A 24,041-nucleotide genomic window follows, 5' to 3' on the forward strand; every position below is an offset into this window, starting at 1 on the left:
TCGGGCTCTGGCCGCCGGCGGCCGGCCGCCCTTTCCGGGGGCGGCCGGGACGCGGGAGGCGACGGCCGTGTCGGCGAGCCCGCGCGTCCCCGTCGCCCCGATCGCCGGCCACGGCCGGAATCCGGCTGTTCAGCCCGCGCGGCGTGGGCGCCGTCCGGCCAGGGCCACCACCGCGATTCCGCACACGCCGGCCACGGCGACCACCATGTGCGAGGGCAGCAGTTCCGCCAGGGCGCCCGCCGCCGCGTAGCCCAGTCCCTGGGCCACCATGGTGGTGGCCGAGAACAGGGTCAGCACGGCGCCCCGCGCCTCATCGGGGGTGGCGTCCAGGACGAGCCGGTCCAGACCGAGGGTGTAGGCGAAGCCCAGCCCGCACGGTAGAAGCAGCAGCACCGTGGCCGTGGTGCCCGGCGCGAACAGGAAGAGCGGCATCGTCGCGAACACGCCGAAGGCCATCGGCACGGCAAGACGCGCCCGGGTCCGGGCCGACAGCAGGGAGCCCGCCGTGAGCTCGCCGACGATCATCCCCACCGGTAGGGCCGCCAGCAGCATCCCCGCCTGGGCCGGACCGCCGCCGGAGGCGTCGGTGAGGGGCACCGCCAAGGCCTCCGGTGTGACCGCCAGGGCGGGCGGCAGGCATGACAGCGCGAGCAGGCGGCGCAACTCGGGGGAGCGCAGCACCCGGGCGCCGCCCGCCAGCGATTCGCGTGTGAGCGAGCGTCCCGCTCCGCTCCCGCGGGCGGGCCGGTGCCGGACGCCGGTCCACATCAGCAGCGCCGACACCGCGAGCGCCCCGCCCCCGATGAGCAGGGCCGTGGCCGGGCCGACGAGGGCCAGGAGGGCGCCCCCGAAGGCGAAGCCCGCGATCTGGGCGGTCTGGCCGGCCATGCGCAACAGGGAGCGGCCCAGGGGATAACCGTCACCGGGCAGCACGTCGGGCAGCATCGCGGCGCGGGTTCCCTGGTACAGGGGCGCGATGGTCCCGCTGAGCAGCAGCAACAGCAGCAAGATCGGGATGGGCAGACCGGGGATCGCCATGGCCGCCAACGTGGCCGATTGGACCAGCGCGGTGACGGCGAGGAGGGGTCGGGCCGGAAGGCGGTCGGTGATCGACGAGAACAGCGCCGCGCCGAACAGGTGGGGCAGGAACCCCAGGGCGAAGACGAGCGCGGACAGCAGGGGCGAGCCGGTCCGCCCGTAGACCAGCACCGACAGGGTGAGCTGTGCTGCGACCTGGCCGAGCACGGCGAGGATCTCGGCGGCGAAGACGGCCCGGAACTCGCCGACGGCGAGCACGCTCCGGTAGGAGGCGGGTGGTGGGGTGGGGGTGGACGGGGGAGCGTTCATGCCGCCGAGCGTGACTGGAACATCCCGAATCCCACCATTGATTCGCTTATGCTCGAATCGTCCGACACGCCGGACCGTCCAGAGATGGGAGAGCAGTGGCCGGCCGCTTCCTTCCCGGCACCGAGGACCTGATGCGGATCCGTTTCGCGGTCTCCCCGTTGTGGGAGACGCTGGCCGCCGTCCACACGCTCGGCACGCCACAGCGGCGCTCCTACCATCTTCCCTGGGCCCGGGCCGTCGAGGCCCACGCCGGATCCGACCTCGCCCCGTTGCGACTGCTGCTGCCCCGGCCCGGTTTCGTCCCCGACTTCCTGACCCCCGTGCCCGAAGAGCCCGTCGCCGACATCGCCGACGAGATCGCCCGAGTGCGCGCCACCCCGCCGGAGCAGGTCGACAAGGAGCTGCGCGCCTGCCTGCTGGATCCGCGGCGCGGACTGGCCGCGCGGGTCAGCGGTCCACTGCTGGCCGATCCCGCGGCGACCCGCGACCGGCTCGCCGACCTGTTGGCCGCCTGCTGGCAGCGGCTGGTCCGGCCCTGGTGGGGGCGGGTCCGGTCGCTGCTGGAAGACGACATCGTGGTGCGATCCCGGGCGCTGGCCGAAGGGGGGCTGGACCGGCTCTTCGCCGACCTGCATCCAGACGTCCGGCGCGAGGGGGAGGCGCTGCTGGTGGAGGGGCCCGAGCACACCGAGCGGATCCTCGCCGGAGAGGGGCTGGTGCTGATGCCCAGCGCCTTCCTATGGCCCGAGCTCACCCCCATCATGGCGCCGCCCTGGCAGCCGGCATTGGCCTATCCCGCGCGCGGGGTGGGACGGCTGTGGGGGGAGGAGGCCGACCCGCCGCCGGGGACGTTGGCCCGGCTCATCGGCCGCTCCCGGGCCCGGCTGCTGACGGCGCTGGATGAGCCCGCCACGACGACGGCGCTGGCCCACGCCCACGGGCTCAGCCCCGCGGCGGTGTCGGGACATCTGACCGCGTTGCGCGACGCCGGACTGCTGGAGACCCGGCGCGTGGGGCGCCGCGTGTTCTACGCGCGCACCCCCTTGGGCCAGGCCCTGCTGAACGGCGGCTCCGCCGGTGGCGATACCGGCGTTCGCCCCTGAAGGCGCCTGTCGCGGCGCCGAGGCCCCCTGGCGGCCGGGTCGGACCGCGCTCCTTGACCTCGACCTAAGTTGAGGTCTTATCGTCCTCGCGTACCGCCGGCCACCGGGGCCGGCGGTGGCGCCGCCACGGCGCCGCCGACACGGGGAAGTCCGGTGAGACCGATGAGCATGGAAGTGACCGCCTGGAACGCCATGTACGGCGCGATGCACGCCCAACAGGACCGGCGCCCCTTCTCGCGGGCCACCCTGCGGCGCATCGCCGGGTTCGCCCGGCCGCACCGCCGACTGCTGTCCTGGTTCCTCCTGCTCAGCGTCGTGACCGCGGTGCTGACCGTCGCGACCCCGTTGCTCGCGGGGCGGGTGGTCGACGTGATCGTCAGCGGCGGGCCGGCACGCCTGGTCCTGGCCCTGGCGGCCCTCATCGCGCTGATCGCGCTCGCCGAGGCCGGCCTCACGCTGCTCACCCGCCGCCTGTCGGCCGGTCTGGGCGAAGGGCTCATCCTGGACCTGCGCATCGCGGTCTTCGACCATGTGCAGCGCATGCCCGTCGCCTTCTTCACCCGGACCCGCACCGGCGCGCTGGTCAGCCGGTTGAACAACGACGTCATCGGCGCGCAACGGGCGTTCAGCGACCTGCTGTCCGGCGTGGTCGCCAACATCGTCACCCTGGCCCTCACCCTGGTCGTCATGCTCGGGCTGTCCTGGCGGATCACCCTGCTCGCGCTGTTGCTGCTCCCCCTGTTCGTCCTGCCCGCGCGGCGGATGGGCAGGCGGCTGGCCGCCCTGGAACGCGAGGCCGCCGAGCACAACGCGCGGATGGGCACGCGGATGACCGAGCGCTTCTCGGCCCCCGGAGCCACCCTGGTCAAGCTGTTCGGCCGTCCCGAGGAGGAGTCCGCCGCCTTCGCGGAGCGCGCCCGACGGGTCCGCGACATCGGGGTGCGCACGGCGATGGCGCAGACGAAGTTCGTCACCGCGTTGACGCTGGTGTCGTCGTTGGCCCTGGCCTGCGTCTATGGGCTGGGCGGCTTCTACGCCCTGGGCGGGGGCCTGGACGCCGGGGCGGTGGTCTCCCTGGCCCTGCTGCTCACCCGGTTGTACGCGCCGCTGACCGAGCTGGCCGGGGCCCGGATGGAGGTGATGAGCGCGGTGGTGAGCTTCGAGCGGGTCTTCGAGGTCCTCGACCTCGAACCACTGGTCCGGGAGCGGCCCGACGCGCGCCCGGTCCCCGACGGTGCGGTGTCGGTGGAGTTCGACGCGGTCCGGTTCGGCTACCCCTCGGCCGACAAGGTCTCCCTCGCCTCGCTCGAGGAGGTCGCCACACTGGACGCGCGCGGCGGTGAGGAAATCCTGCACGACGTGTCGTTCCGCGTCGAACCGGGCCGGATGGTGGCGCTGGTGGGCTCCTCGGGGGCGGGGAAGTCGACGATCGCGCAACTACTGGCCCGGCTGTACGACGTCGACGCCGGCGCCGTGCGCCTCGGCGGTGTGGACGTGCGCGACGTGACGGCCGAGTCCATGCGCGCCACCGTCGGGATGGTCACCCAGGACGGCCACCTCTTCCACGACACGATCCGGGAGAACCTGCTGCTGGCCCGCCCCGGGGCGCGGGAGGAGGAGGTGTGGGAGGTGCTGCGCCGCGCCCGCCTCGACGACCTCGTCGCCTCGCTGCCCGACGGGCTGGACACCGTCGTGGGCGAACGCGGCTACCGGCTGTCCGGAGGGGAGCGCCAGCGCCTGACGATCGCCCGGCTGCTGCTGGCCCGGCCGCGCGTGGTCGTCCTCGACGAGGCCACCGCGCACCTGGACTCCACGTCGGAGGCGGCCGTCCAGGAGGCGCTGGGGGAGGCGCTGGCGGGGCGTACCGCGCTGGTGATCGCCCACCGGCTCTCGACCGTCCGATCCGCCGACCTGATCCTCGTGGTCGAGGGGGGCCGGATCGTGGAGCGCGGCACCCACGAGACCCTGCTCGCCGCGGACGGCAGGTACGCCCAGCTGCACCGGACCCAGTTCGCCCAGGAGGGGAGGGCCTCCGGTGAGGCGTCCGGCCCCGCGATTCTGCCGACAGCAGGAAACCCTTCTGCTGACGGAAGGGCCCGGGCACAATCGCCGGCATGAGAGTTCTGATCCTGGGCGGAACGGATTTCCTCGGCCCGGCCGTCGTGGAGGAGGCGCTGGCCCGCGGACACGAGGTGACGGTGTTCCACCGCGGACGCCAGGCCCCGCCGCCGGGTGTCGAGGTGCTGCGCGGCGACCGGACCGTCGAGGGCGGTCTCACCGCCCTGTCGACCGGTGGCTGGGACGTGGCCGTGGACACCTGGTCGGGGGCGCCGTCGGCGGTGCGTGACACGGCCCGCCTGCTGAGCGACCGGGTGGGGCATTACGTCTACGTCTCCAGCCGCTCGGTGCACCCCTTCCCGCCTCCGGCCGGCGCCGCCGAGGACGCCCCGGTCGTGGACTCCTCCCCCGACGCCGGCGAGGTGGACTACGCGCACGCCAAGCGGGGCGGGGAACTGGCCGTCGAGCGCTTCTTCGGGGAGCGGGCGCTATCGGCGCGCGCGGGGCTGATCCTCGGCCCACGCGAGAACGTGGGCCGGCTTCCGTGGTGGTTGTCGCGGATCGCGCGGGGCGGCCGGGTGCCCACCCCCGGCCCGCGCGACCTGGGGGTGCAGTACGTCGACGTCCGCGACCTGGCCGCCTGGCTGCTGGAGGCGGCCGGGCGCGGGCTGGGCGGCGCCTACAACCTGGTGGGACCACCCGACCACACGACGATCGGGGAACTCCTGGAGACGTGCGTCCAGGTCACCGGGGCACAGGCGCGGCTGTGCTGGCTGGAACCGCAGGACGTCCTCGACTCCGGCGTCGAGCCGTGGACCCAGCTGCCCATCTGGATGCCGCCGGGGAAGTTCCACGACGGGATGCACCGCGGCGACGTGTCCCGGGCGCTGGCCGAAGGGCTGCGCTGTCGTCCCGTCGCCGAGACCGTGGCCGACACCTGGGCGTGGCTGCGCGACCTTGACGGCCCCGTTCCGCAGCGGTCCGACCGGCCGCGGGTCGGATTGGACGCGCGGGCCGAGGAGCGGCTGCTCCGTCGCTGGGAGGAGCGCCAGAGCAGCTGAGGGACGGTGCCCGGTCGCGGGTGGGAGGCGGGGAGGGGCCGGACGCGGGTCCGGCCCCCACGCGCGGTCGACAGCGAAGCCCACCGGCCGGAAGACAGCGGGCCGAGGGCCACCACGGGACGGGGACGGTCGCCCGCACCGTTGGGGAGGCCGGATCGTTCGGCGGTGGCGGGAGAGCCCGGGGAGATCGCCCCGCTCAGCCCGACGGGGAGCGGCCACGCCGCCCGCGCGGGCCCGCTGGGACCGCCGGGTGAGCACAGGGCGCGGCGCAGGGCCGTCGTGAAACGGTCCACCGCGCCACCGGCGTGCCCGAGCGGCACCGCCTCACCGTCCGCGCCCACCGCGGCCGGTTCAAGGGCCGGCGCCCGTTTCACGTGCCGTTCTGGGGGCAACCGTGTCATGGTCCGCTCGCGTCCATCCCGGTCCCAGGCGCGTCGGACGTCACATCGGTCGGGACCGGACCGTTCCGGCAGGAGGACGGAGGATGTCCCAGCGGTTCGGCGGTGGCACGGCCGCCGCCCGGCTACCCGAACTCCGCGACGCGGGACCGGGGCTGGAGGCGGTGCTCGGGTTCTACGACGGTCTCGCCCCGGCGAGGATCGAGGACGTCATCGGGGAATGGCGCGGCGGCGACCTGCCGACGGGACATCCCCTCGACGGGGTGTTGGAGCCGCTCGGCTGGTACGGGAAGATCTTCCGTAGCCCAGACGAGGTCCATCCCCTGGTGTTTCGGGACCGTCGTGGGCGCTTCAGCGTCGACCCGTCGTGCCTTCCGTTGTCGCCGCTGCTCAGGTACGGCGACCTCCTACGGCGCCCGGAGGTGGCCCGCCTGGCGCGTCCGGTGCTGCGGCTGCGCCGGACCTCCCGTCCGCGCGCGCGTCTTCGGATGGTCGAGTACCGTGGCGTGCCCACCGCGACCATGTCCTACGACACGCAGCCGATCAACGACCACTTCCGCCTCGTCGACGAGAACACCCTGATCGGCCTCATGGACGCCCGCGGCTCCTCCGACCACCCCTTCGCGTTCTTCCTTGAGCGCGTCGCCGCCGAAGGCGCGCGCTGACGACCCGGCTTTTCCCGCTTCGTGGGGTGGACGGGACCCCCGAGTGGATAGGGCACTCCCATGACCGATCCGGATGCGTTTCCGTCCTTGGGGGACCCCGGCCTGGCCGGCAGGGTCGTCACCTGCCTGGAGGCCGCGGGCCTGCCCCGTCGGAAGGGGGAGGACCGCGCGGGGTTCTCCGCGGACGCGGCCCCCGACGGGGTCCGGTTGGAGTGGTGGCCGCGCCCCGAGCTGCTGGCGGTGGCCTCCACCGAGGAGCGGCACCGCCTTGAGTCGGAGGCCCCCTCGCCGGGGCGCCGCGTCCGTTCGGTGATGCGCGTCGCGCTCGCCCAGATCCTCTCCGGAGCCGGATTCGTCGTGGTCGAGCTCGACGACGCCGACATCGGGACACTCGGCCACGCGCTGCGTGTCCTGAGTGGTCCCGCCCGAGGGTGGCCGCCGGTGCGCTGAGGGCGGGCTCAGCGGGCGTGCAGGCGCCGGTGCAAGCGGTGGATCTCCTCGGCGAACTCGGCGACCGGTCCCTCCACGGGAATCCCGGGAGCGACCTCGGTGATGGGCAGGGGGCGGACCGGCGGGCCGGAGATCCCCATGTCGGCGAGCCAGGCCGTCAACTGCGCGGAGGAGGTGGCGTAGACGATGCGTCCCAGGCCCACCCAGGCGTGTGCGGCGGCGCACATCGGGCAGTGCTCTCCCGAGGTGTAGACGGTCGCCGCGGCGCGCTCCTCGGGGGTCATGTTCGCGGCGGCCCAGCGCGCCAGCTCGAACTCGGGGTGTCGGGTGCGGTCGCCGAGGGCGACCCGGTTGCGGTCCTCGGCCACGACGGCGCCGTCCGCCCCGACCAGCACGGACCCGAACGGCTCGTCTCCGGCCTCCAGCGCCTCGGTGGCCAGCTCCACGCAGCGGCGCAGGTGCTTCCTGTCGTTCTCGTCGACCATGTGGACCTCCTCGAATGTCCACCGAGGTATACCAGGACGCGCCGGTGACTTCTTGCCGGGTGACCGGTTCAGTTCTCCTGGGCGGGGAATCGGAAGGGAGCGACGGTCGGTCCCGGCCGGCGCTCCGCCCCCTTGGGCGCCGGCCGGGACCCGTCGCGGGTCGGACGGCACCGCCTCCACCAGGGGACATTCTTATGGGAGCGTTCCCAAAAAGTGGCGTGGGCACTACCATGACGGCGTGACATCCGGCTCCTCCAAGGTCCGCTGGGGCATCCTCGGTACCGGCGCGATCGCCGAACGCTTCCTCCATGGATTGCGGGCGGTCCCCGACGCCGAGGCCGTCGCCGTGGGATCCCGCGACCAGTCCACCGCCGACCGTTTCGCCGACCGCTGGGACATCCCCCGCAGACACGGCTCCTACCAGGCCCTGGCCGAGGACGACGACGTCGACGTCGTCTACGTCGCCACCCCGCACTCGGCCCACCACGACGCCACGGTGATGTGCCTGGAGGCGGGGCGCGGCGTACTGTGCGAGAAGCCGCTCGCCCTCGACGCGGCCCAGGCCGGCGCGATGGTCGAGACCGCCCGGCGCAACGGCCGGTTCCTCATGGAGGGGATGTGGACCCGGTTCGCCCCCGCCATGATCGAGGCCGTCCGGCTGGTCGGCTCCGGTGCGATCGGCCGGGTGCGCACCCTCACCGCCGACATCGGCTGGCGGGCCGACTACGATCCCGCCTCGCGCCTGTTCTCGCCGGCCCTGGGCGGCGGCGCGCTACTGGACCTCGGCGTCTATCCGGTCGCCCTCGCCTCCGCGTTCCTGGGGGAGCCGGCCGGGATCGACGCGCGCGCCGAGTTCGCGCCCACCGGCGTGGACTCCCAGGTCGCGATCACCCTGACCGGGAACGGGGGAGAGGTCGCGTTGCTGTTGGCCTCCATCGAGACCGACCTGCCCGCGCGGGCGGTGATCTCCGGCACCGAGGGACGCATCGAGATCGAGGAGTGGTTCAACCCCACCTCCCTCACCCTGGTCCCGCGCGGCGGCGAGCCCCGCGTGCTGTCCTTTCCTCGACGGGCCAACGGGTTCGAGTACGAGGCGGCGGCCGTCACCGAACTGGTGCGTGCCGGGGCCCAGGAGAGCCCGAGGATGCCCTGGGCCGAGAGCCTGCGCGTCGCGGACGTCTTGGACCGGATCCGCTCCCTCACCGGCTGAGCGGGTCGCCGGGCGCGTGAGTGGTCCGCGCGGGAGACGGAACCGGCGACCACGGGTTCCCCGCGCGCGGTCGAGCGCGAGGCCGGGGGCGGCCCGGGCGACGAGCGCGTCCGCCACGGCCCGGCGTCGATGACGTAGGTGAGAGGTGTCGCGGCGACCGCCCGCACCCGGTCGGGAAGCTCGTCGACGGGGGCGGACACGTCGGTGGACTGCACCATGTCCGGGTCTCGCCCGAGGGCCTGGCCCGGTGGCAAGCCGGCGTGACCCGGTGCCCCTACGCGGCGGGAGGGGGCGAGCAGCCATCACGTGATGGCTGGTAGGGACGCCGTGTCCTTGTACGGTCGAGTTCAGGCAGGGGCGACGACCTCCGCCTCGCAGGCGAAGCACATCAGCGTGTGCTCCACCACGTGGCCCTGCTCGAACCGCTGGCCCGACTCGACGGCGCACTCGTCGCACTCAGGGCACGCCCAAGGGCCGGACTCGCCCTGCTTCGCCGAACGGATGATGTGATTCCACTCATCGTCACTCATGCCGGGATCCTACTGCTCTCCGGGGCGCCGGCTGAGGCTGAGAGACCGGTTCCCATGAGCGGCGATCCTCAACCGTCGGGTCGCCCCGGGGCTACCGCTGAGAGCGGTTCTCCGTTCCGATGTCCCTCAGCCCCGAACGGGAGGGCCGACGGTCCGCGGGAACCGACCGCCGGGGAGGACTCGGGTGCGCGGACGCCGGTCACCCGATCCGCACGACGTGCTTTCCACGCACGCCACCGACCTCCAGCGCCCGGTGCGCGGCGGCGATGTCGGAGAGGGAATGGACGGTGTCCACGACGTGGCGGATGTCCCCGTTCTCCACGCGAGCGGCCAGGTCGGCGAACAGCCCCTGGTCGGGATCGCCACTGAAGAAGCGGATCCTGCGCGTGCCGTGGACCGCGGAGGCCAGCACGGCGAAGGCGCCGGAGGGGATGTTCCGGGTGTCGAAGGCGATGGCGACCATGCGTCCGCCCCGGGTCAGCAGCCCTCGGTAGTGGGACTGCTCGGTGCCGGCGGTGTCCATGACCACGTCGAAGGGGGCCAGATCGGCCGGCCGCGTCGTGCGGTAGTCAAAGGCCTCGTCGGCGCCCAGTCCGCGGACGAAGTCGAGGTTGGCGGCCCCGGCGAGCGCGGTGACGTGGGCCCCGAGCGCCCTGCCGAACTGGACGGCGACGCTGCCCACCCCGCCCGCGGCACCGCGTACCAGCAGGCGTTCCCCCGGCTTCAGCCGCGCCTTGTCGCGCAGGGCGGTGATCGCGGTCGTGCCCGCGGGCAGGGACGCGGCCTCCACGAGGGCGAGGTTGCGAGGGGCGAGAGAGAACTGTCGCGGACGGACGGCCACGTACTCGGCCGCGCTGCCGAACCGGCCGCGCGGCAGGATGCCCCAGATCCGGTCGCCCTCCCCGAACCCGCGCACCCCGGCGCCGGTCCGGACGATCTCGCCGGCGAAGTCAATTCCCACCCGCTTGGGGAAGCGGCGGCCGGCCGGCAGACGCAGCCGTCCGGAGCGGACGTGCAGCTCGACTCCGTTGACGCTGGTCGCGTGGACCCGGACCAGCACTTCGTCACGCTCGGGCGAGGGCACGGGGAGCCTGCCCTCGTAGAGAACCTCGGGCGGGCCATAGCGGTCGTACAACGCCGCGCGCATCTCGTCCATGTACCGGTCCCACCTTTCCTCCGCGCCACGTCAGGGCGACGGTCCAAGTGATAGTGGGGTCTCCACTTGTCTCCAACCTAACGGGCCAACCGGAGAGCTTCTTCCATTTCTCCTAAAGTGAGAGACATGAGCGTCCGTTCCCCTCAGAACCCACCCGACGGTCCCGCCCGCCTCGACCCGGGGGGCACGGCGAACGGACTGCGTTCCGACGCCCGGGAGAACCGCGAACGTATCCTCCGGGCCGCCCGCGAGGCCTACGCCGCACAGGGGATCGACGTGCCCCTCACGACGATCGCCCGACGGGCCGGCGTCGGGATCGCCACCCTGTACCGACGCTTCCCGACCCGTGCCGCCCTGATGGCCGAGGTGTTCGGCGAACAGCTCGCCCAGTGCACCGCGGAGCTCCACAAGGCGTTGCAGGACCCCGACCCCTGGAACGGATTCCGGTCCTTCGTCGAGAAGGTCGGCGCGATGCAGACCACCGATCGCGGCCTCACCAGCGCTCTCCTCTCCCACTTCCCCGACGCCGCAGGCCACGACCACGGGCACATCGAGGAGCTCCTCGCCCGGCTGGTGCAGCGCGCCAAGGACGCGGGGAAGCTGCGCGCGGATTTCCACCTCGGCGACATCGCCCTGGTGCTCCTGGCCAACTGCGGTGTCATCGGGGGAGCGGGAGACGACGCCCCGGCCGCCTCCCGGCGCCTGGTCGCCTACCTTCTCCAGTCCTTCCAGGCCGACCACGGCACCCCACTGCCCCGGCCCGCCCCGCTGGAGCTACGCCGGGTCTACGCTCCCTCCGCCTCCTGAGCACGCGCAACGGTCCGGCGCGGCGGTCGCGCCGCGATGCCGGAACAGACCGCGACGCGGACGGCGGGGTGACCCGTCGTGGGCAGCGGGCGGTTCCCGGACGGGGCCGCCAAAGATCGCGGGGGAGGCGCTGGGAGGCGCCTCCCGTCCCGGCCCATGGGGGAACGGGAGGCGAGACCCCGCCAGCGGCTCCGGCTCTTGCGCGGTTGTGGCATGCGCTCCACGAGCGAGTGGCTCAGGTGCGATGGTTCCGGGACCGCGTGAATCGGCCTCTCACACCTCGTGCTCAGCAGCGCTCAGCCGCGTCACCAGGGGTGCGCCGATGCGCCCGGCCCCGGCTCTCCGGCCCTCATGTTCACTCCGTACGGTTCGAACGCCCCGCCGGCAGGCCACGCCGGCGAAGGCGCCGACCTGGAACCCCGGCCTCAGCCGAGCGTGGTGTCGTGCAGCACCACGCTCTCTTCGAGGGGGATCCGGCCGAGGGCGAGGTTGAACACCGGCGAGTCGGGCTTACCGGTGCCGAAAGCGATACCGAAGAGCAGTTTGAACTCGTCTGAGACACCCAGCTTCTTGCGTACCGTGTCGGCGAACAATCCGTGCACGGCCTGCGGAACCCCGTGAAAACCCCGCGCGTGCAGGGAGAGCAGGAAGTTCTGCCCGTACATGCCCACGTCACTGGCGGCGCGCACCCCGTCGCCGAGCTGTGGCACGAACAGCATCGCCACGTGCGGCGCACCGTAGAACCGCAGGTTGTCGCGTATCACCTCGTTGCGGCCCTCCTGGTCATCGCGTGCGATGCCGAGCTTGCCGTAGATCTTCGCGCCCTGGGACCGCGCGCGTTCCTGGTACACCCCATCGCCGTAGGTGTCGGTGAAGTCGGAGGAGAACCGCTGCTCGTCGTAGGCGGCGAGCAATTCGGCGCTGAGCTCGTCACGCGCGGCCCCGGAGACGACGTGGACCAGCCAGGGCTGGGTGTTGCTGTGCGAGGGCGCGCTCTGCGCGTCTTCGAGCACGCCGCGAATGACCTCGGGCGGCACGGGATCGGGCAGGAACTCCCGCACCGAGTGCCGGGACCTCATCACGTCACTGAAAGACAATGCCGTGGTCGGCGATGTGACCTCGCTTGCCCCTGTGGAATGGGCGATCCGCTGGTTCATGCCCCTCACCGTGCAACCTTCACATATATGTGAGGGTCAATGTGATGTGACCGGACTCTCCTTGGGAGCCGGATCCGACGCGCGGTCCTCCGCGCGGCCCAGCGCCTCGATGTAGCGCGAGATCGCGTCGCGGTTCCGGGTGAGGCACTCGATCCTCTCCGTCATCCGGTCGCGCTCGCGCTCCAGTAGGGCGCGCAGCTCCGAATCGGGATCCGCGACCACGATGTCCTCCGTGTGGTCGATGCAGGGCAACAAATCGCGGATGATCCGCGTCGGAAGCCCGGCATCGAGCAATCCGCGAATCTGACGTACCCGGTCCACCAGGTACTCGTCGTAGTCCCGGTAACCGTTGTCCAGCCGCCGCGGCGCGATCAGCCCCTGCTCCTCGTAGTACCGCAGCATCCGAGGCGGAACCTGAGCCCGCTTCGCCAGCTCACCGATGCGCATACCGCTCCCTATTCGCCGCCTTGGACTTCGCGGCAAGCGCCGGGACCCCGGGCCGACCGCGACGTGACCGAAGATCGTCTCAACTGTAGAGGCCGATTCACTGGTCGGTTTGCGGTGGCATGTGAGGGGTGCGGTAAAGGCGAGAACTGTTCCGGCTTGCGCTCGTAGAGGTGGTGAAGGCGTCGGCAGCCGGACGGCCAGAACACGGTCCGGCGATGTCGGCCCGGGTATCGGGGCGACTCGAGGCCCTTGCCAGCGAGGCGGCACCGGATGCCGTGGAAAGCGAGCCGGCGCCGCAGGCGAGAATGGTCGTGGCCTTTGTCGCCGTGGGGCTTACCGGGCCGTCGGCGTCGCGGACCGCCGCGGGAACGGATGGGTGGAATGCCGCGGACCAGGGGAACGAGAGCCTGGCTGTCGTGGAGACGGCGGAGATGCCGCCAAGGGCCGGCCCTGGGCGTCGTGCGCCCCGGCGGGGTGATCAGCCGCGTGGGGTCCCGCGGTGCGAACAGGCCCCGATCGGTATGGGCAGCCTGTTCCGCCACAACATCCGGCTGGCGGGCGGACCCGCCCCGGTACGCGCCCACATCGACGGCCTGTCGCCCGACATCCTGGACGACGCCATCGAGCCGGGCAAGGTCTTCGACGCCACCACCGACCTGTCCGCTGTCCCCGCCGGGTACCGGGACATGGACGGACGCAGGAGCCCGAGGGTCCAGCCCTGACCGACCGCCGATGGGTGGCCGTGGCGATGGCGCGGTGGCCCTACGACGGTCACCCGCGCCATCGCGGGGCTGAGCGGGAAACCCCGACCGCGTAGCCGATCAGGAGACACGTGGCGGATCGCCATGGCTTGGGGAGAACCGGGTCGTGTGACCGTCCGCCGCGCACCGGCCCACGTCCGCGCCGCGCGTCCGCGGTGCCCCGCCTAGGGGCGGGAACGGCGCGCCAGCGCCGCCAGGATCTCCTCGGCGTGGGTCCACGGCAGCGCCGCCCCCGCCTGGGGAAGCAGGTGGCGGCGCGCTGTGGGGATGATCTCCGCCAGTCCCGCGCCGTGGTCGGGGGAGTGGACGGCGCTGGTGTCACGGCCGCCGTACCACAGGTCGACCGGGACGGTGATCTCTCCCGGGTCGAAGGTCCAGCGGCGGAAGGCCAGTACCAGGTCGCGCGCGTAGCCGGCCCCTCCCTGGGTGAAACCCTCGGCCAGCGCCCTGCGGTAGGGACGCTCGAACAGCGGGTCGGCGTAGAGCGCGCGGTCGATCTCGGAGGCCGTCTCCATGACGACCCGCCACATCGTGTCCGCGTCCGTCCCGGTGAACGCATCCTCGAAACCGTCGGGGTCGGTCGCCGCGTGACGCACCAGCGCGAGCACGTCGGGGTCGAGGAGGCCGGTGAAGCGCGGGTGGGCGAGCTCGTCCGTTCCCGACACCACCGCCACCGCGTCGGCACCGCCGAGCGCCGCGCACGCCAAGGCGAACGGCCCTCCGTTGGAGAAGCCGACCACGCCGAACCCGGACAGTCCCAGTTGCGCGGCGAGCGCGTCGACGTCGGCCGCCCAGTCGTTCAGGGTGCGCCCCGGAGCCGGGTCCGAAGCGCCCACCCCCGGGCGGTCCACGCAGATAAGGCGCGTGTCCAGCCGGTCGAGCACGTCGGCGCCGAACCCCAGGTCGCGTCCCATGCCCGCGCCGGAGCAGAACACGACCGGTCGTCCCTGGACGGGACCCCACTGCGCCCAGCCGAGTGCCCGCCCATCCGGTGTCCGCACCACGCCGGAGTCCCGTGGCCGGGTGATCGCCTGTCGTCGCACAACCGGTCACCCTAGGACGAGTCGCGCGGCCCGGCCAGTGGTTTTCCGGTGGAGTCGCCCCGTCCTGGCCGTCGTCAGGTGCTCGTGAGGACGACGAGGCGCTGGGTCGCCCGGGTCATCGCGACATAGCGGTCGACCGCTCCCTCGATTCCCGTACCGAACCTCTCGGGGTCGACGAGGACGACCAGGTCGAACTCGAGTCCCTTGGCCAGTTGCGGGGTCAGCGACCGGACGCGGGGCGTCGCCGGCAGCGCGGGACCGCCGATGACGCAGGCGACGCCGTCCGCGTGCTCGGCGAGCCAGGCGTCGAGGATCGCGTCCAGCTCCGAGACGGACCCGTGGACCACGGGAACACCGCTGGCGCGGATGGAGGTCGGCACGTTGGCGTCTGGCAGCGCGGCCCGGATGACGGGCTCGGCCTCCGCCATGACCTCCTCCGGTGTCCGGTAGTTGATGCTCAATGAGGCCAGGGCGACCTGGTCGAACCCGACCCGTTCGAGCCGGTCCCGCCACGACTCGGTGAACCCGTGCCTGGCCTGGGCGCGGTCCCCGACGATGGTGAAGCTCCGGGAGGGGCAGCGCAGCAGCAGCATCTGCCACTCCGCGTCGGTCAGTTCCTGGGCCTCGTCCACGACGATGTGCGCGAACGGGCCGGCGAGCGGGTCCGCCTCGGTTCCGGGCAGCGCGGCGTCGTCGATCAGGCTGTCCTGCAGGTCGCGCCCGCGCAGCATCGTCACCGCGCCCTCGCCGTCGTCGTCGGCCTCCAGGATGTCGTGGATGACGTGGGACATGCGCTCGCGTTCCACGGCGACGGCGGCCCTGCGCCGGCGCCTGCGCCGTGCCGCCTCGGGGTCACCCAGCCGCCGCCGCGCCGCGTCCAGGAGCGGCAGGTCGCAGACCGTCCAGGCGTGGGCGTCCTCGCGCTGGAGCTTGCGGATGTCGTCGATGGCGAGCCAGGGGGCGCACTTGCGCAGGTAGGCGGGGACCGTCCACAGGTCGGCGACGATGTCGGTCGCCTCAAGCAGCGGCCACGCCCGGCCCAGGGCCCTGACCAGTTCCGCGTTGCGCAGCAGCGACCTGCGGAGCAGGGCGGGGGGAACGTCGTCATCGTCGTTGCGCTCCACCAGGATCGTGACCAGTTCCTCCAGAAGCTGCTCGCGTGCCTCGTTGTGCGGGGTCCCGGGTTCCAGCGCGTCGAACGCCTCGGCCCAGTCGTCGGCGCTCACCCGGATGTCGGCCCAGTCGGTCGTGACCGTCATCCCCCGGGTGGGGGGCTGTTCGTAGAACTTGACGGCCTCGTCGACCGCCTTCACCAGGTCCGCGGACGACTTCAGGCGGGCCACCTCCGGATCGGTCTCGGTCCTCGCCGTGGCCCCCTCGGGAACGAGGTCCCGCAGGGTGCAGATCCGCACGCCCTCCTCGCCGAGGCTGGGCAGGACGTCGGAGACGTAGGCGAGGTAGGGCTGGTGCGGGCCGACGAACAGCACGCCGCCCCGACGGTGCCCGAGGCGAGGGTCGGAGTAGAGGAGATGGGCGGTGCGGTGCAGGGCGACGACGGTCTTCCCCGTTCCCGGGCCGCCGTCGACGACGAGGGCGCCACGGGACCCCGCGCGGATGATGGCGTCCTGGTCGGCCTGGATGGTGCCGAGCACATCTCGCATCCGGGCCGACCGGTTGGCGCCCAGGCTGGCGATGAAGGCGGACTGGTCGTCGAGCGCGGCGTGCCCCTCGACCCCGTCCGCGGTGAACACCTCGTCCCAGTAGTCGCTGATCCGACCCCGGGTCCAGCGGTACCTGCGTCGGCTCACCAGGCCCATCGGGTTGGCGTGGGTCGCCGCGAAGAACGGCTCGGCCGCGGGGGAGCGCCAGTCGATCAGCAGCCGACGCCCCTCGTCGTCGGTGAGGCCGAGCCGGCCGATGTACACGGGCTCGGGGTCGTCCGCGCTGACGATGCGTCCGAGGCACAGGTCCAGACCGAAGCGGCGCAGGGTGCGCAGGCGGGCGGACAGCCGGTGGACCTCCATGTCCCGGTCCATCGCCGCCCGGCCCAGCCCGCCGGGCGCCCTGCGCGCGGCGTCGAGGCGGTCGGTCAGGTCGGCGATCGTCCGCTCAAGGGTTCTCTCGATGGTCGCGAAGTGCCGCTCGTCGTCGGCGATCAACTTCGGGTCGGCCTTGGGGGAGAGGTGTTCGGGGAGGTCGAACGCGCTGGTCACCAGGTGTTTCACGTCGTCTCCCATGTCGTGGGTTCCGGTCACGGACGACGATTCTGCGGCATGACCCGGGTCTTGCCGCAAGCCCGGGGGTGCGCTATACGTTAAGAGTGGAGGGGAGTGACCGTCCCCCTCCGCTCCGGTCGTTCATGGTCTTTGATCTTCGTCAGCTGACAGCGCGCCACGTAGGGCGACACCGACCCGCGGCCCCTCTACCTGCCCCGTTTCGAACGCGCTCGCCTCCTGGTGGAGGCACGTGTGGCGCCCCTTCGGATGTGCGCGCGGTGGGCGCCGCCCCGCCGTCGCGGACCCGCTCCTTCAGCCGCTTCGGTGTGAGCGTGGGGGATCCGCCGGGTGGCCACCGGGATGTCGCTCCCGCGCCGGGGCCGTGGACGCTGACGGGCTCGGGCACCGCCTTCACACCGGCCTCGATCACCGGATGGACGGTCCGACGGGGCGGGACCGGCCCGCTCACGGCCTCGCCAGGCGCCGATGCGGAGGACGACCGGGCGGCACAGGTCCCCGGCGCTCTCCTCGACTCGACGCGGGCGCAAACACCCCGGCTCCACAGGGCACCCCGCGGCGTGGAGAGACGCGCGTCGCGTGGGACACCGGGAGGGGACACGAACCGTACACCGGGGACGGAGCGGGACTCGTCCTGCCACAGGGGCGGCGCGCAGCCGACGCGCCGCGCGTCCGTCGTCGGTGCGCCCCCGTGCTCGCAGTCGACACGCCGTCCCTCCCGCACGCCAGGAGTGCGAGGTCGGAGGACGGGGGCGGCGCCTCGGGCGGGTTCGGTCGCTCGCCCCCGGGCCGGCCCCGCGATCACTCGCGAAATCCAGAGGATCGCCGGGATCACTGCGAGTAGATTACGCGGAGTCCGTCCCCCTGGCTCCCGCGCAAGGCGGGGCCACAGCGGGGCGGACCGACGGACGTGAGGGATCGAGAGGGAGGAGAGCCGGGGATGATTCGCAGGCTTCAGGCGGTCGCGTTGGACTGCTCGGACCCCAGGCGGCTCGCGGAGTTCTACGCGGAACTGCTCGGCGGGCAGGTCGTGGCGGACCCGGAGGATCCGGCCTGGGTCGAGGTGCACGGCTTCGAGGGAACGCCGCTGGCCTTCCAACGGGTGCGGGACTACCGCCCACCGGAGTGGCCGGGACAGCAGACGCCCCAGCAGGTGCACCTGGACTTCGAGGTGGACGACATCGAGGCGGCCGAGAAGCGGGTGCTGGAGCTCGGCGCGACCGTGCTGGAACGGGCCGACCAGGTGCGTCCGGAGGCCAACTGGCGGGTCTACGCGGATCCGGCGGGCCATCCCTTCTGCCTCTGCCTCCACTGAGGCGGCCGCGCCGCCGAAACGGCGTCGGAGGTCGCCGGCCGGGCGGGACCTTGACGCCCACCGCGGCCGGGTGCGGCCCGGCGCCACGACGGCGGGAGCGGTAGGAGCCAAGGGGTGGCGACCGCGCCGCGCGGCGGCAGACAGGCCGCGGGGACGCGGGACGGCCCACGCGGCCGTTCCGGTCACGGTCGGCCGGCCCCGGCCGGGGCGGGGTCGGACGCCGTCGAGCGCCGCGCCCGGAGGGGGAGCCCGCGTCTTTCCCTGGGGCCGGCCCCGAGCGCTCCTTGCGAGGCGGTTCGAAGAGCGCGGAGCCGGGGCGCCGCGCTCCGGGAAGGAGAGGCGGAGCCGGCGGCCAGGGCCGTCCGCCGGTCATCCGCCCTCTCGCCGGGGCGTCGGGACATAATCCCTCGCCCCGCGGCCCGGGGGCTGGCACACTTCCGGGATGAGCTCATCCCGAATCTCCCTGGTGAACCGGCAACTCGACATCGCCTGGGCGCTGCTGGAGCACCACACGCAGGACCTCGACGACGCGATGTGCCTGTGGGAGCCGGCGCCCGTGTCCTGGAACGTGCGGCCGGACGGCCATGGGCGCTGGGTCGCCGACTGGCGGGTCCCCGAACCGCAGCCCGTTCCCGCCGTCACGATCGGCTGGGTGACCTGGCACGTCGACTACTGGTGGACGACCACCCTCGAGCACTGCTTCGGCTCCGGGGCGCCCGCGCGCGAGGAGATCGTCTGGCCCGGCAGCGCCGAGGCGGCGATCGCGCGGCTGGCCGAACTGAAGCGGGCCTGGCAGGCCGAACTCGCGCGGCTCGACGACGCCGATCTGGACTCCACCTCGCGCACGGCCGGCCTTCCCTGGGGGGAGGGACTTCCGCTCGTCGACGTGGCGGGCTGGGTCAGCGTCGAACTGACCAAGAACGTCGCCGAGATCGGTCTGCTGCGCCACCTGTACACCTGGAACGCCGCACGCTGACCCCGACCGCCGGAAAACCGGTGTTGTCGGCGGGCTCCGCCCCCTACCCTCGGCCGCATGCGTGATCTCCTCCGACTGCCGAAGGCCCACCTCCACGTCCACCTGGAGAGCACCATCCGCCCCGGCACGTTGCGCGAGATCGCCGCGGCCAACGGCGTCCCCCTGCCGCGCCTCCACGCCCCGGCCGGCGCGGGTCCCCTGTTCACCGGCTTCCGCGCCTTCGCCGACCACGGCTCCCTGGTGCGGTCGTGCCTGCGCCGGCCCGAGGACTTCCACCGGATCGCCGTCGAGTTCTGCGCGGACGAGGCCGCGCAGGGCACCCGCTACGTCGAGGTGACGTTCACCGCGGCCTCCCACGGGGAGCGGTTGGGCCGGCTCGAAATGCCGCTGGAAGCCGTCCTGGACGGGCTCGCCGAGGGCGCGGCGGCCCATGGGCTGGAGTACGGGGTCATCCTCGACCACTCACGGCGGCGCTCCGTGGAACGGGCCTGGCGCACGATGAGGCTGGCGGCCCGTTACGCCTCCCACGGGGTGGTCGCCATCGGGATGGCGGGGGAGGAGTCCTACCCCCTCGCTCCCTTCGCGCCCGTCATCGACGCGGCCCACGACGCGGGGATACGGCTCGTCCACCACGCAGGTGAGGCCTGCGGGCCGGCGAGCATCCGTGAGGCGGTCGAGGTGGGCCGGACCCGGCGGATCGGCCATGGCATCAGGATCCTGGACGACGACGAACTGGTCGCCGAGGTGCGGGAGCGCGGCATCCCGCTGGAGGTGTGCCCGTCCTCCAACGTCGCCCTCGGCTTCGCCGATTCCCTTGCGGCCCATCCGTTGCCGCGGTTGCGCGCCGCGGGACTGGCCCTGACCCTCAACACCGACGTCCCCTCGGCCACCGGCAGCGGTCTGGCCGGGGAGTACGCGCGGGTGCGTGACGCTTTCGGCTACGACGACACCGTCCTGGCCGAATTCGCGCGGGCCTCGATCGAGGCCTCCTTCGCCCCCGCGGACGTCAAGGGGCGCCTGCGCCGCGAGGTGGACGCCTGGCTGGCCCCGGCGGAGGGGAGACCGTCGCACACGGGGAGGTGATCGTTTCCCCGCTCCACTCCTGTGAGCTGGGGATTTCCGGTGGCCCATGCTCCAGCCTGGCCGGTGAGAGACCGCGCGCCGCCGGCAGGGGACGTCCGACGTGGTGGGCTGAGAACAGGGCCTCTCCCTCTCCACCGTGTCCAGGGCGGTGGTCCGGGCTTCTGTGGGGAGGGCGGCGCCGCTCTCCCGTGCCTGGTGCCGCGGACGAAGCCGTGCGCTTCTCACCTCGACGCGCGCCACCTCGACGCATTCGGGCGACGCGCCGCTGTAAGACGACTTGTGCGACTTGTCCGGGAGGGGACACTCGAAGAAGCCCCGTCTTCCCGATCACTTGCGGTGTCCGATCGCACGGTAGTGCTACTGCCTGGAGTTCCCGGTACCGGGCTGTCTGCCGCCGTGCCTCTGCGAGAGCATCCCGGACGCTTCCGCCTCCCCGGGCTTCCACAGCGCGGCTCCGGCCGCCGTCACCGTCCGGAGAACACTCGAAAGTCCCTCCCCTGACCTGTTCCCGAAGAGGACGGGCCGTGCCCACAGGTCGACGGCGGTTTCTCGCCCCTGCCCGACTTCGGCTCGGCGATGGCGCCGAAGACATCGGTGACGATCAGGGGAGGTGTCACCGGCCGGAAGGCTTCCACGAGCCCGCGCCCCGGCTCCCCGGTCGACCGCGTCCCCCCGGGTCATGGCCGCGGCGTCTGATCACGCGCGGGGCGGCCCCCGTCTCCGGGAACCGCCTCGATCTGCGCCCGTCCCACGCGGGGCGAGCCCGCCTCCCACCGCCGCACCTCCAGGGCGCGGTCCCACATCGGGGCCGGCGACGGGCAGGACGCGACCCGAAGCGGGCCTGGTCAGCCGGTCCGGGCCGGCTGGGCGGCGGACGCCTGGCGGGGCACCCCGCCCCGCGCCGTTTCGAGCGAGCGGCTCAGGAAGCCGCAGGCCGTTTCCAGCGCGACCTTGTTGGCGCAGGTCTCGCGCAACAGGTCGACCATGAGGAAGTCGTGCACCATGCCCCCGACACGCACCGCCGTGACCGGGACGCCCGCCTGGCGCAGCTTGGCCGCGTAGGCCTCGCCCTCGTCGCGCAGCACGTCGGCCTCGTCGGTGATGACCAGCGCCGGCGGAAGGTCGCGAAGCTGGTCGACCGAGGCCCGCAGCGGCGAGGCGGTGATCTCCGCCCGCTGGTTCTCGTCGGTGGTGTACTGGTCCCAGAACCAGATCATGCCGTCGCGGTTGAGGTAGTACCCCTCGGCGAACTGGTGGTAGGACTCGGTGTCGAAGCCGGCGTCGGTCACCGGGTAGAACAGCGCCTGCCCCTTCAGGGTCACGTCGCCGCGCTCCTTGGCCATCAGCGTCAACGCGATGGACATGTTCCCGCCGACCGAGTCACCGCAGACCGCCATGCGCGAGGCGTCCAGTCCCCTGCCCCGCCCCTCGCGCATCACCCACTGGGCGGCGGCGTAGTTCTGTTCGATGGCGGTGGGGTACTTCGCCTCGGGGGAGCGGCCGTACTCGGGGAAGACGACGGCCGCGTTGGCGCGTGTCGCGAGCTCCCGGACGAGCCGGTCGTGGGTCGCGGCGCTGCCGAACACCCATCCGGCACCGTGGATGTAGAAGATGACGGGAAGCGTCCCGCTCGCCCCCTTGGGGCGGACGATGCGCACGGGGACGCTGCCGGTGGGCCCGCCCTGGACGGTGATCCACTCGTCGTCCACATCGGGCTTCTCGACGCCCTCTCCCGATTGAAGGTCCTCGAGGATCTGGCGTCCCTGTTCCGGGGGGAGCTCGTAGATGAACGGCCGCTTGGAGTTGGCGTCGGCGAACTCTTGGGCGGCCTTCTCCAGGACGACCGCGGGCTTGTTCTGTGCCACGGTTGTGACTCCTTCGCATCGAGACTGTTCAGCGGCGTCCACAGGGACGCCGATGTTCCCCTGGGCCGCTGACCTGAGGACGAGTCAGAGAAACCGGATTTACCAAGACAGAAGACCTAAATTGCTCCATCTGCGGACGATACGGGCGGGCCAGGTCGATGTTGGCCCTGGCCCTGCCGTCGCTTGACCGGATCGGGGGTAGGGCCGCCGCCGACGTGCTCCACATCAGTGAGAGGACAGGGCGCTCATGGGCATCGTGTCGAGGGGATTCCAGGGCCGTCGTGGCGGCGACAGCGAACGCCTCCCGCCGGGGCAGTACCTCACCGACGGTTTCCCCGTCCTGACCGCGGGTCCCACCCCGCGCGTGGACACCGGCGAGTGGACGTTCACGATCACCACCGAGACCGGCGAGTCGCGGACCTGGTCATGGCGGGAGTTCCAGAATCTGCCCCAGGAGCATCCGCACACCGACATCCACTGTGTGACCCGCTGGTCGAAGTTCGACACCGACTGGACGGGGGTGTCGCTGGACACGCTCCTGGCCGACGTCGACACCTCCGCCGACTACGCACTGGCCTACTGCTACGGCGGCTACAGCACCAACCTGCCGCTCCAGGACCTCCAGGAGGGCCGGGCGTGGGTCGTGCACGAGTTCGAGGGGGAACCGTTGCCCGCCGAGCACGGCGGCCCGGCTGTTCGTCCCCCACCTGTACTTCTGGAAGTCGGCCAAATGGGTCCGCGGCATCCGGCTGCTCGACCACGACGAACCCGGCTTCTGGGAACAGGCCGGCTACCACGACTACGGCGACCCCTGGCGCGAGCAGCGCTATCGGGGGGGACTGAGGGATGGCCGGCCGCTGGAGGGCGGCCACGGTCGCCGCGCACCGTCCCGAGACCCCCACGGCGCGCACCCTGGTCCTGCGGGTTCCCGACTGGCCCGGGCACCTGGCGGGCCAGCACGTCGACGTCCGGCTCACCGCCGAGGACGGCTACACCGCCCAGCGCAGTTACTCGCTGGCCGCGCCCGCCGTCGGCGACCTCATCGAGGTGACCGTGCAGCGCGTCCCCGACGGGGAGGTATCGCCCTACCTCGTCGAGGTGGCCGACGTCGGCGACCAGATCGAGATCCGCGGCCCTCTCGGCGGCTGGTTCGTCTGGAGGCCCGACGACCCGGCCCCGGTGGTGCTGGTGGCCGGCGGCGCGGGGATCGTGCCGCTGATGTCGATGGTGCGGACCCGGCGGATGGCGCGCGCCAAGGCGCTGTTCCGGTTGCTGTACTCGCTGCGTTCGCCGGCGGAGCGCTACTACTCCACGGAGCTGGGCTCCCACCAGGCGGGTGACGGAGGTCTGGACGTCTTCCTCGCCTACACGCGGGAAGCACCCGAGGGGGTGACACGCCCGCCACAGCGCCTGGCCCTGTCGGAGATCAACACCCACGGCCTACCGCCGGACTCCGCGCCGACCTGCTTCGTCTGCGGCCCCACCGGGTTCGTGGAGAGCGCTGCCAACGCGCTGGTCGCACTGGGACACGACCCGCGCAGGATCAAGACCGAACGCTTCGGTCCCAGTGGAGGACGACCATGACGACACCCTCTGTCTCCGAGCCCAGCCACCTCGACGGCAACGCGCTGGCCGGCCCACTGTCGGAGGTGTTCCGGGTGGATCTGACCGGTGCGACACGCCGCTGCGCGGTGTGCGGGATCACCGGGGCCTTCGCCGAGCTTCGGGTCTACGCCGAATGTCCGGGGCTGGTGGTGCGCTGTCCCGGATGCGACACGGTGGTGTTGCGCCTGGTCCACGAGGGCGGTGTCCTCTGGCTCGACCTGGGCGGAACCGGCTGCCTGCGGCTGCGGGTGAAGTGACGCCGGTCTTCGCGTCCTCCGCGACGAC

General features: G+C 72.6%; 22 protein-coding genes and 2 pseudogenes. 14 read left to right on the forward strand and 10 right to left on the reverse strand.

Annotated features, from left to right (window positions below; genetic code table 11):
• Positions 1-129: 129 nt before the first annotated feature.
• Entirely contained in the window at positions 130-1,347 is a 1,218-nt protein-coding gene (locus tag B5D66_RS09225) for an MFS transporter (protein WP_078761233.1), read from the reverse strand.
• A gap of 95 nt (positions 1,348-1,442) precedes the next feature.
• On the opposite strand from B5D66_RS09225, the gene B5D66_RS09230 reads away from it, so the two are divergent.
• The 5 genes from B5D66_RS09230 to B5D66_RS25435 all read left to right on the forward strand — a co-directional run bounded on the left by B5D66_RS09230 (position 1,443) and on the right by B5D66_RS25435 (position 7,082).
• Positions 1,443-2,450 carry an ArsR/SmtB family transcription factor gene (locus B5D66_RS09230; RefSeq protein WP_235000882.1) on the forward strand — a complete coding sequence of 336 codons (1,008 nt, stop codon included), beginning with the start codon at positions 1,443-1,445 and terminating at the stop codon, positions 2,448-2,450.
• A 162-nt stretch (positions 2,451-2,612) separates the two neighbouring features.
• Positions 2,613-4,568, forward strand: a complete 1,956-nt coding sequence (locus tag B5D66_RS09235; protein WP_078761234.1) for an ABC transporter ATP-binding protein — start codon at positions 2,613-2,615, stop codon at positions 4,566-4,568.
• On the forward strand, positions 4,565-5,569 hold the full coding sequence (locus B5D66_RS09240; RefSeq protein WP_078761235.1) for an NAD-dependent epimerase/dehydratase family protein: 1,005 nt from the start codon (positions 4,565-4,567) through the stop codon (positions 5,567-5,569). The genes B5D66_RS09235 and B5D66_RS09240 overlap by 4 nt, the downstream gene beginning before the upstream one ends.
• 484 nt (positions 5,570-6,053) lie before the next feature.
• A complete protein-coding gene (locus B5D66_RS09245) occupies positions 6,054-6,632 on the forward strand; it encodes a DUF4334 domain-containing protein (RefSeq protein ID WP_078761236.1) in 579 nt (192 codons plus the stop codon).
• 60 nt (positions 6,633-6,692) lie between these two features.
• Positions 6,693-7,082 (forward strand): hypothetical protein, encoded by a 390-nt coding sequence (locus tag B5D66_RS25435; protein WP_078761237.1) that lies wholly within the window; start codon positions 6,693-6,695, stop codon positions 7,080-7,082.
• A gap of 8 nt (positions 7,083-7,090) precedes the next feature.
• On the opposite strand, the gene B5D66_RS09255 is transcribed toward B5D66_RS25435, so the two are convergent.
• Positions 7,091-7,567: a nucleoside deaminase gene (locus B5D66_RS09255; RefSeq protein ID WP_078761238.1), complete on the reverse strand. Its 477-nt coding sequence runs from the start codon at positions 7,565-7,567 to the stop codon at positions 7,091-7,093.
• Positions 7,568-7,805: 238 nt separating this feature from the next.
• On the opposite strand from B5D66_RS09255, the gene B5D66_RS09260 reads away from it, so the two are divergent.
• Positions 7,806-8,777, forward strand: a complete 972-nt coding sequence (locus B5D66_RS09260) for a Gfo/Idh/MocA family protein (protein ID WP_235000883.1) — start codon at positions 7,806-7,808, stop codon at positions 8,775-8,777.
• Positions 8,778-9,124: 347 nt separating this feature from the next.
• Here the strand turns inward: B5D66_RS09260 and B5D66_RS09265 are convergent, their stop codons facing one another.
• Entirely contained in the window at positions 9,125-9,307 is a 183-nt protein-coding gene (locus tag B5D66_RS09265; protein ID WP_078761239.1) for a hypothetical protein, read from the reverse strand.
• Positions 9,308-9,506: 199 nt separating this feature from the next.
• A complete protein-coding gene (locus tag B5D66_RS09270) occupies positions 9,507-10,454 on the reverse strand; it encodes an NAD(P)-dependent alcohol dehydrogenase (RefSeq protein ID WP_078761380.1) in 948 nt (315 codons plus the stop codon).
• Between the two features lie 135 nt (positions 10,455-10,589).
• Between B5D66_RS09270 and B5D66_RS09275 the strand changes: the two genes are divergently transcribed.
• Complete coding sequence (locus tag B5D66_RS09275) at positions 10,590-11,270, forward strand: TetR/AcrR family transcriptional regulator (protein ID WP_078761240.1); 681 nt, start codon at positions 10,590-10,592, stop codon at positions 11,268-11,270.
• Positions 11,271-11,695: 425 nt separating this feature from the next.
• Here B5D66_RS09275 and B5D66_RS09280 read toward each other — a convergent pair whose 3' ends face one another.
• The 3 genes and pseudogenes from B5D66_RS09280 to B5D66_RS25690 all read right to left on the reverse strand — a co-directional run.
• Positions 11,696-12,349, reverse strand: a complete 654-nt coding sequence (locus tag B5D66_RS09280) for a nitroreductase (RefSeq protein ID WP_235000884.1) — start codon at positions 12,347-12,349, stop codon at positions 11,696-11,698.
• Positions 12,350-12,463: 114 nt separating this feature from the next.
• Positions 12,464-12,874 (reverse strand): MerR family transcriptional regulator, encoded by a 411-nt coding sequence (locus tag B5D66_RS09285; protein ID WP_078761242.1) that lies wholly within the window; start codon positions 12,872-12,874, stop codon positions 12,464-12,466.
• Between the two features lie 99 nt (positions 12,875-12,973).
• Positions 12,974-13,296: pseudogene (locus B5D66_RS25690) on the reverse strand (IS5/IS1182 family transposase); the annotation flags it as partial.
• A gap of 99 nt (positions 13,297-13,395) precedes the next feature.
• On the opposite strand from B5D66_RS25690, the gene B5D66_RS09290 reads away from it, so the two are divergent.
• Positions 13,396-13,596 (forward strand): hypothetical protein, encoded by a 201-nt coding sequence (locus tag B5D66_RS09290; protein WP_235000885.1) that lies wholly within the window; start codon positions 13,396-13,398, stop codon positions 13,594-13,596.
• Positions 13,597-13,799: 203 nt separating this feature from the next.
• Here the strand turns inward: B5D66_RS09290 and B5D66_RS09295 are convergent, their stop codons facing one another.
• Entirely contained in the window at positions 13,800-14,678 is an 879-nt protein-coding gene (locus B5D66_RS09295) for an alpha/beta fold hydrolase (protein ID WP_078761243.1), read from the reverse strand.
• Between the two features lie 74 nt (positions 14,679-14,752).
• Positions 14,753-16,915, reverse strand: a complete 2,163-nt coding sequence (gene helR / locus B5D66_RS09300; RefSeq protein ID WP_078761244.1) for an RNA polymerase recycling motor ATPase HelR — start codon at positions 16,913-16,915, stop codon at positions 14,753-14,755.
• Positions 16,916-17,852: 937 nt separating this feature from the next.
• On the opposite strand from helR, the gene B5D66_RS09305 reads away from it, so the two are divergent.
• The 3 genes from B5D66_RS09305 (at position 17,853) to add (ending at position 20,286) form a co-directional block, all read left to right on the forward strand.
• Entirely contained in the window at positions 17,853-18,227 is a 375-nt protein-coding gene (locus B5D66_RS09305) for a VOC family protein (protein ID WP_078761245.1), read from the forward strand.
• 442 nt (positions 18,228-18,669) lie between these two features.
• Positions 18,670-19,203, forward strand: a complete 534-nt coding sequence (locus B5D66_RS09310; protein ID WP_078761246.1) for a DinB family protein — start codon at positions 18,670-18,672, stop codon at positions 19,201-19,203.
• 57 nt (positions 19,204-19,260) lie between these two features.
• On the forward strand, positions 19,261-20,286 hold the full coding sequence (gene add / locus B5D66_RS09315; RefSeq protein WP_078761247.1) for an adenosine deaminase: 1,026 nt from the start codon (positions 19,261-19,263) through the stop codon (positions 20,284-20,286).
• Between the two features lie 845 nt (positions 20,287-21,131).
• Here add and B5D66_RS09320 read toward each other — a convergent pair.
• Positions 21,132-22,151 (reverse strand): alpha/beta hydrolase, encoded by a 1,020-nt coding sequence (locus B5D66_RS09320; protein ID WP_078761248.1) that lies wholly within the window; start codon positions 22,149-22,151, stop codon positions 21,132-21,134.
• A gap of 247 nt (positions 22,152-22,398) precedes the next feature.
• Here B5D66_RS09320 and B5D66_RS25695 point away from each other — a divergent pair.
• The 3 genes and pseudogenes from B5D66_RS25695 to B5D66_RS09335 form a co-directional block, all read left to right on the forward strand.
• Positions 22,399-22,870: pseudogene (locus B5D66_RS25695) on the forward strand (molybdopterin-dependent oxidoreductase); the annotation flags it as partial.
• A 127-nt stretch (positions 22,871-22,997) separates the two neighbouring features.
• Complete coding sequence (locus tag B5D66_RS25700) at positions 22,998-23,735, forward strand: ferredoxin reductase (RefSeq protein WP_200813583.1); 738 nt, start codon at positions 22,998-23,000, stop codon at positions 23,733-23,735.
• Positions 23,732-24,013 (forward strand): DUF6510 family protein, encoded by a 282-nt coding sequence (locus B5D66_RS09335; protein WP_078761250.1) that lies wholly within the window; start codon positions 23,732-23,734, stop codon positions 24,011-24,013. The genes B5D66_RS25700 and B5D66_RS09335 overlap by 4 nt, the downstream gene beginning before the upstream one ends.
• The last annotated feature ends 28 nt before the right edge of the window (positions 24,014-24,041 follow it).

It is taken from the genome of Marinactinospora thermotolerans DSM 45154 (genome assembly GCF_900167435.1).
Lineage (GTDB): Bacteria > Actinomycetota > Actinomycetes > Streptosporangiales > Streptosporangiaceae > Marinactinospora > Marinactinospora thermotolerans.

Excerpts from the sequence above, each read along its gene's own strand:
- B5D66_RS09280 (WP_235000884.1), bottom strand. The coding sequence starts at position 12,349 with ATGAGGTCCCGGCACTCGGTGCGGGAGTTCCTGCCCGATCCCGTGCCG.
- B5D66_RS09255 (WP_078761238.1), bottom strand. The coding sequence starts at position 7,567 with ATGGTCGACGAGAACGACAGGAAGCACCTGCGCCGCTGCGTGGAGCTG.
- B5D66_RS09270 (WP_078761380.1), bottom strand. The coding sequence starts at position 10,454 with ATGCGCGCGGCGTTGTACGACCGCTATGGCCCGCCCGAGGTTCTCTAC.
- B5D66_RS25700 (WP_200813583.1), top strand. The coding sequence starts at position 22,998 with ATGGCCGGCCGCTGGAGGGCGGCCACGGTCGCCGCGCACCGTCCCGAG.
- B5D66_RS09235 (WP_078761234.1), top strand. The coding sequence starts at position 2,613 with ATGAGCATGGAAGTGACCGCCTGGAACGCCATGTACGGCGCGATGCAC.
- B5D66_RS09225 (WP_078761233.1), bottom strand. The coding sequence starts at position 1,347 with ATGAACGCTCCCCCGTCCACCCCCACCCCACCACCCGCCTCCTACCGG.
- B5D66_RS09310 (WP_078761246.1), top strand. The coding sequence starts at position 18,670 with ATGAGCTCATCCCGAATCTCCCTGGTGAACCGGCAACTCGACATCGCC.
- B5D66_RS09245 (WP_078761236.1), top strand. The coding sequence starts at position 6,054 with ATGTCCCAGCGGTTCGGCGGTGGCACGGCCGCCGCCCGGCTACCCGAA.
- helR (WP_078761244.1), bottom strand. The coding sequence starts at position 16,915 with ATGGGAGACGACGTGAAACACCTGGTGACCAGCGCGTTCGACCTCCCC.
- add (WP_078761247.1), top strand. The coding sequence starts at position 19,261 with ATGCGTGATCTCCTCCGACTGCCGAAGGCCCACCTCCACGTCCACCTG.
- B5D66_RS09240 (WP_078761235.1), top strand. The coding sequence starts at position 4,565 with ATGAGAGTTCTGATCCTGGGCGGAACGGATTTCCTCGGCCCGGCCGTC.
- B5D66_RS09265 (WP_078761239.1), bottom strand. The coding sequence starts at position 9,307 with ATGAGTGACGATGAGTGGAATCACATCATCCGTTCGGCGAAGCAGGGC.
- B5D66_RS09305 (WP_078761245.1), top strand. The coding sequence starts at position 17,853 with ATGATTCGCAGGCTTCAGGCGGTCGCGTTGGACTGCTCGGACCCCAGG.
- B5D66_RS09285 (WP_078761242.1), bottom strand. The coding sequence starts at position 12,874 with ATGCGCATCGGTGAGCTGGCGAAGCGGGCTCAGGTTCCGCCTCGGATG.
- B5D66_RS09335 (WP_078761250.1), top strand. The coding sequence starts at position 23,732 with ATGACGACACCCTCTGTCTCCGAGCCCAGCCACCTCGACGGCAACGCG.
- B5D66_RS25435 (WP_078761237.1), top strand. The coding sequence starts at position 6,693 with ATGACCGATCCGGATGCGTTTCCGTCCTTGGGGGACCCCGGCCTGGCC.
- B5D66_RS09290 (WP_235000885.1), top strand. The coding sequence starts at position 13,396 with ATGGGCAGCCTGTTCCGCCACAACATCCGGCTGGCGGGCGGACCCGCC.
- B5D66_RS09275 (WP_078761240.1), top strand. The coding sequence starts at position 10,590 with ATGAGCGTCCGTTCCCCTCAGAACCCACCCGACGGTCCCGCCCGCCTC.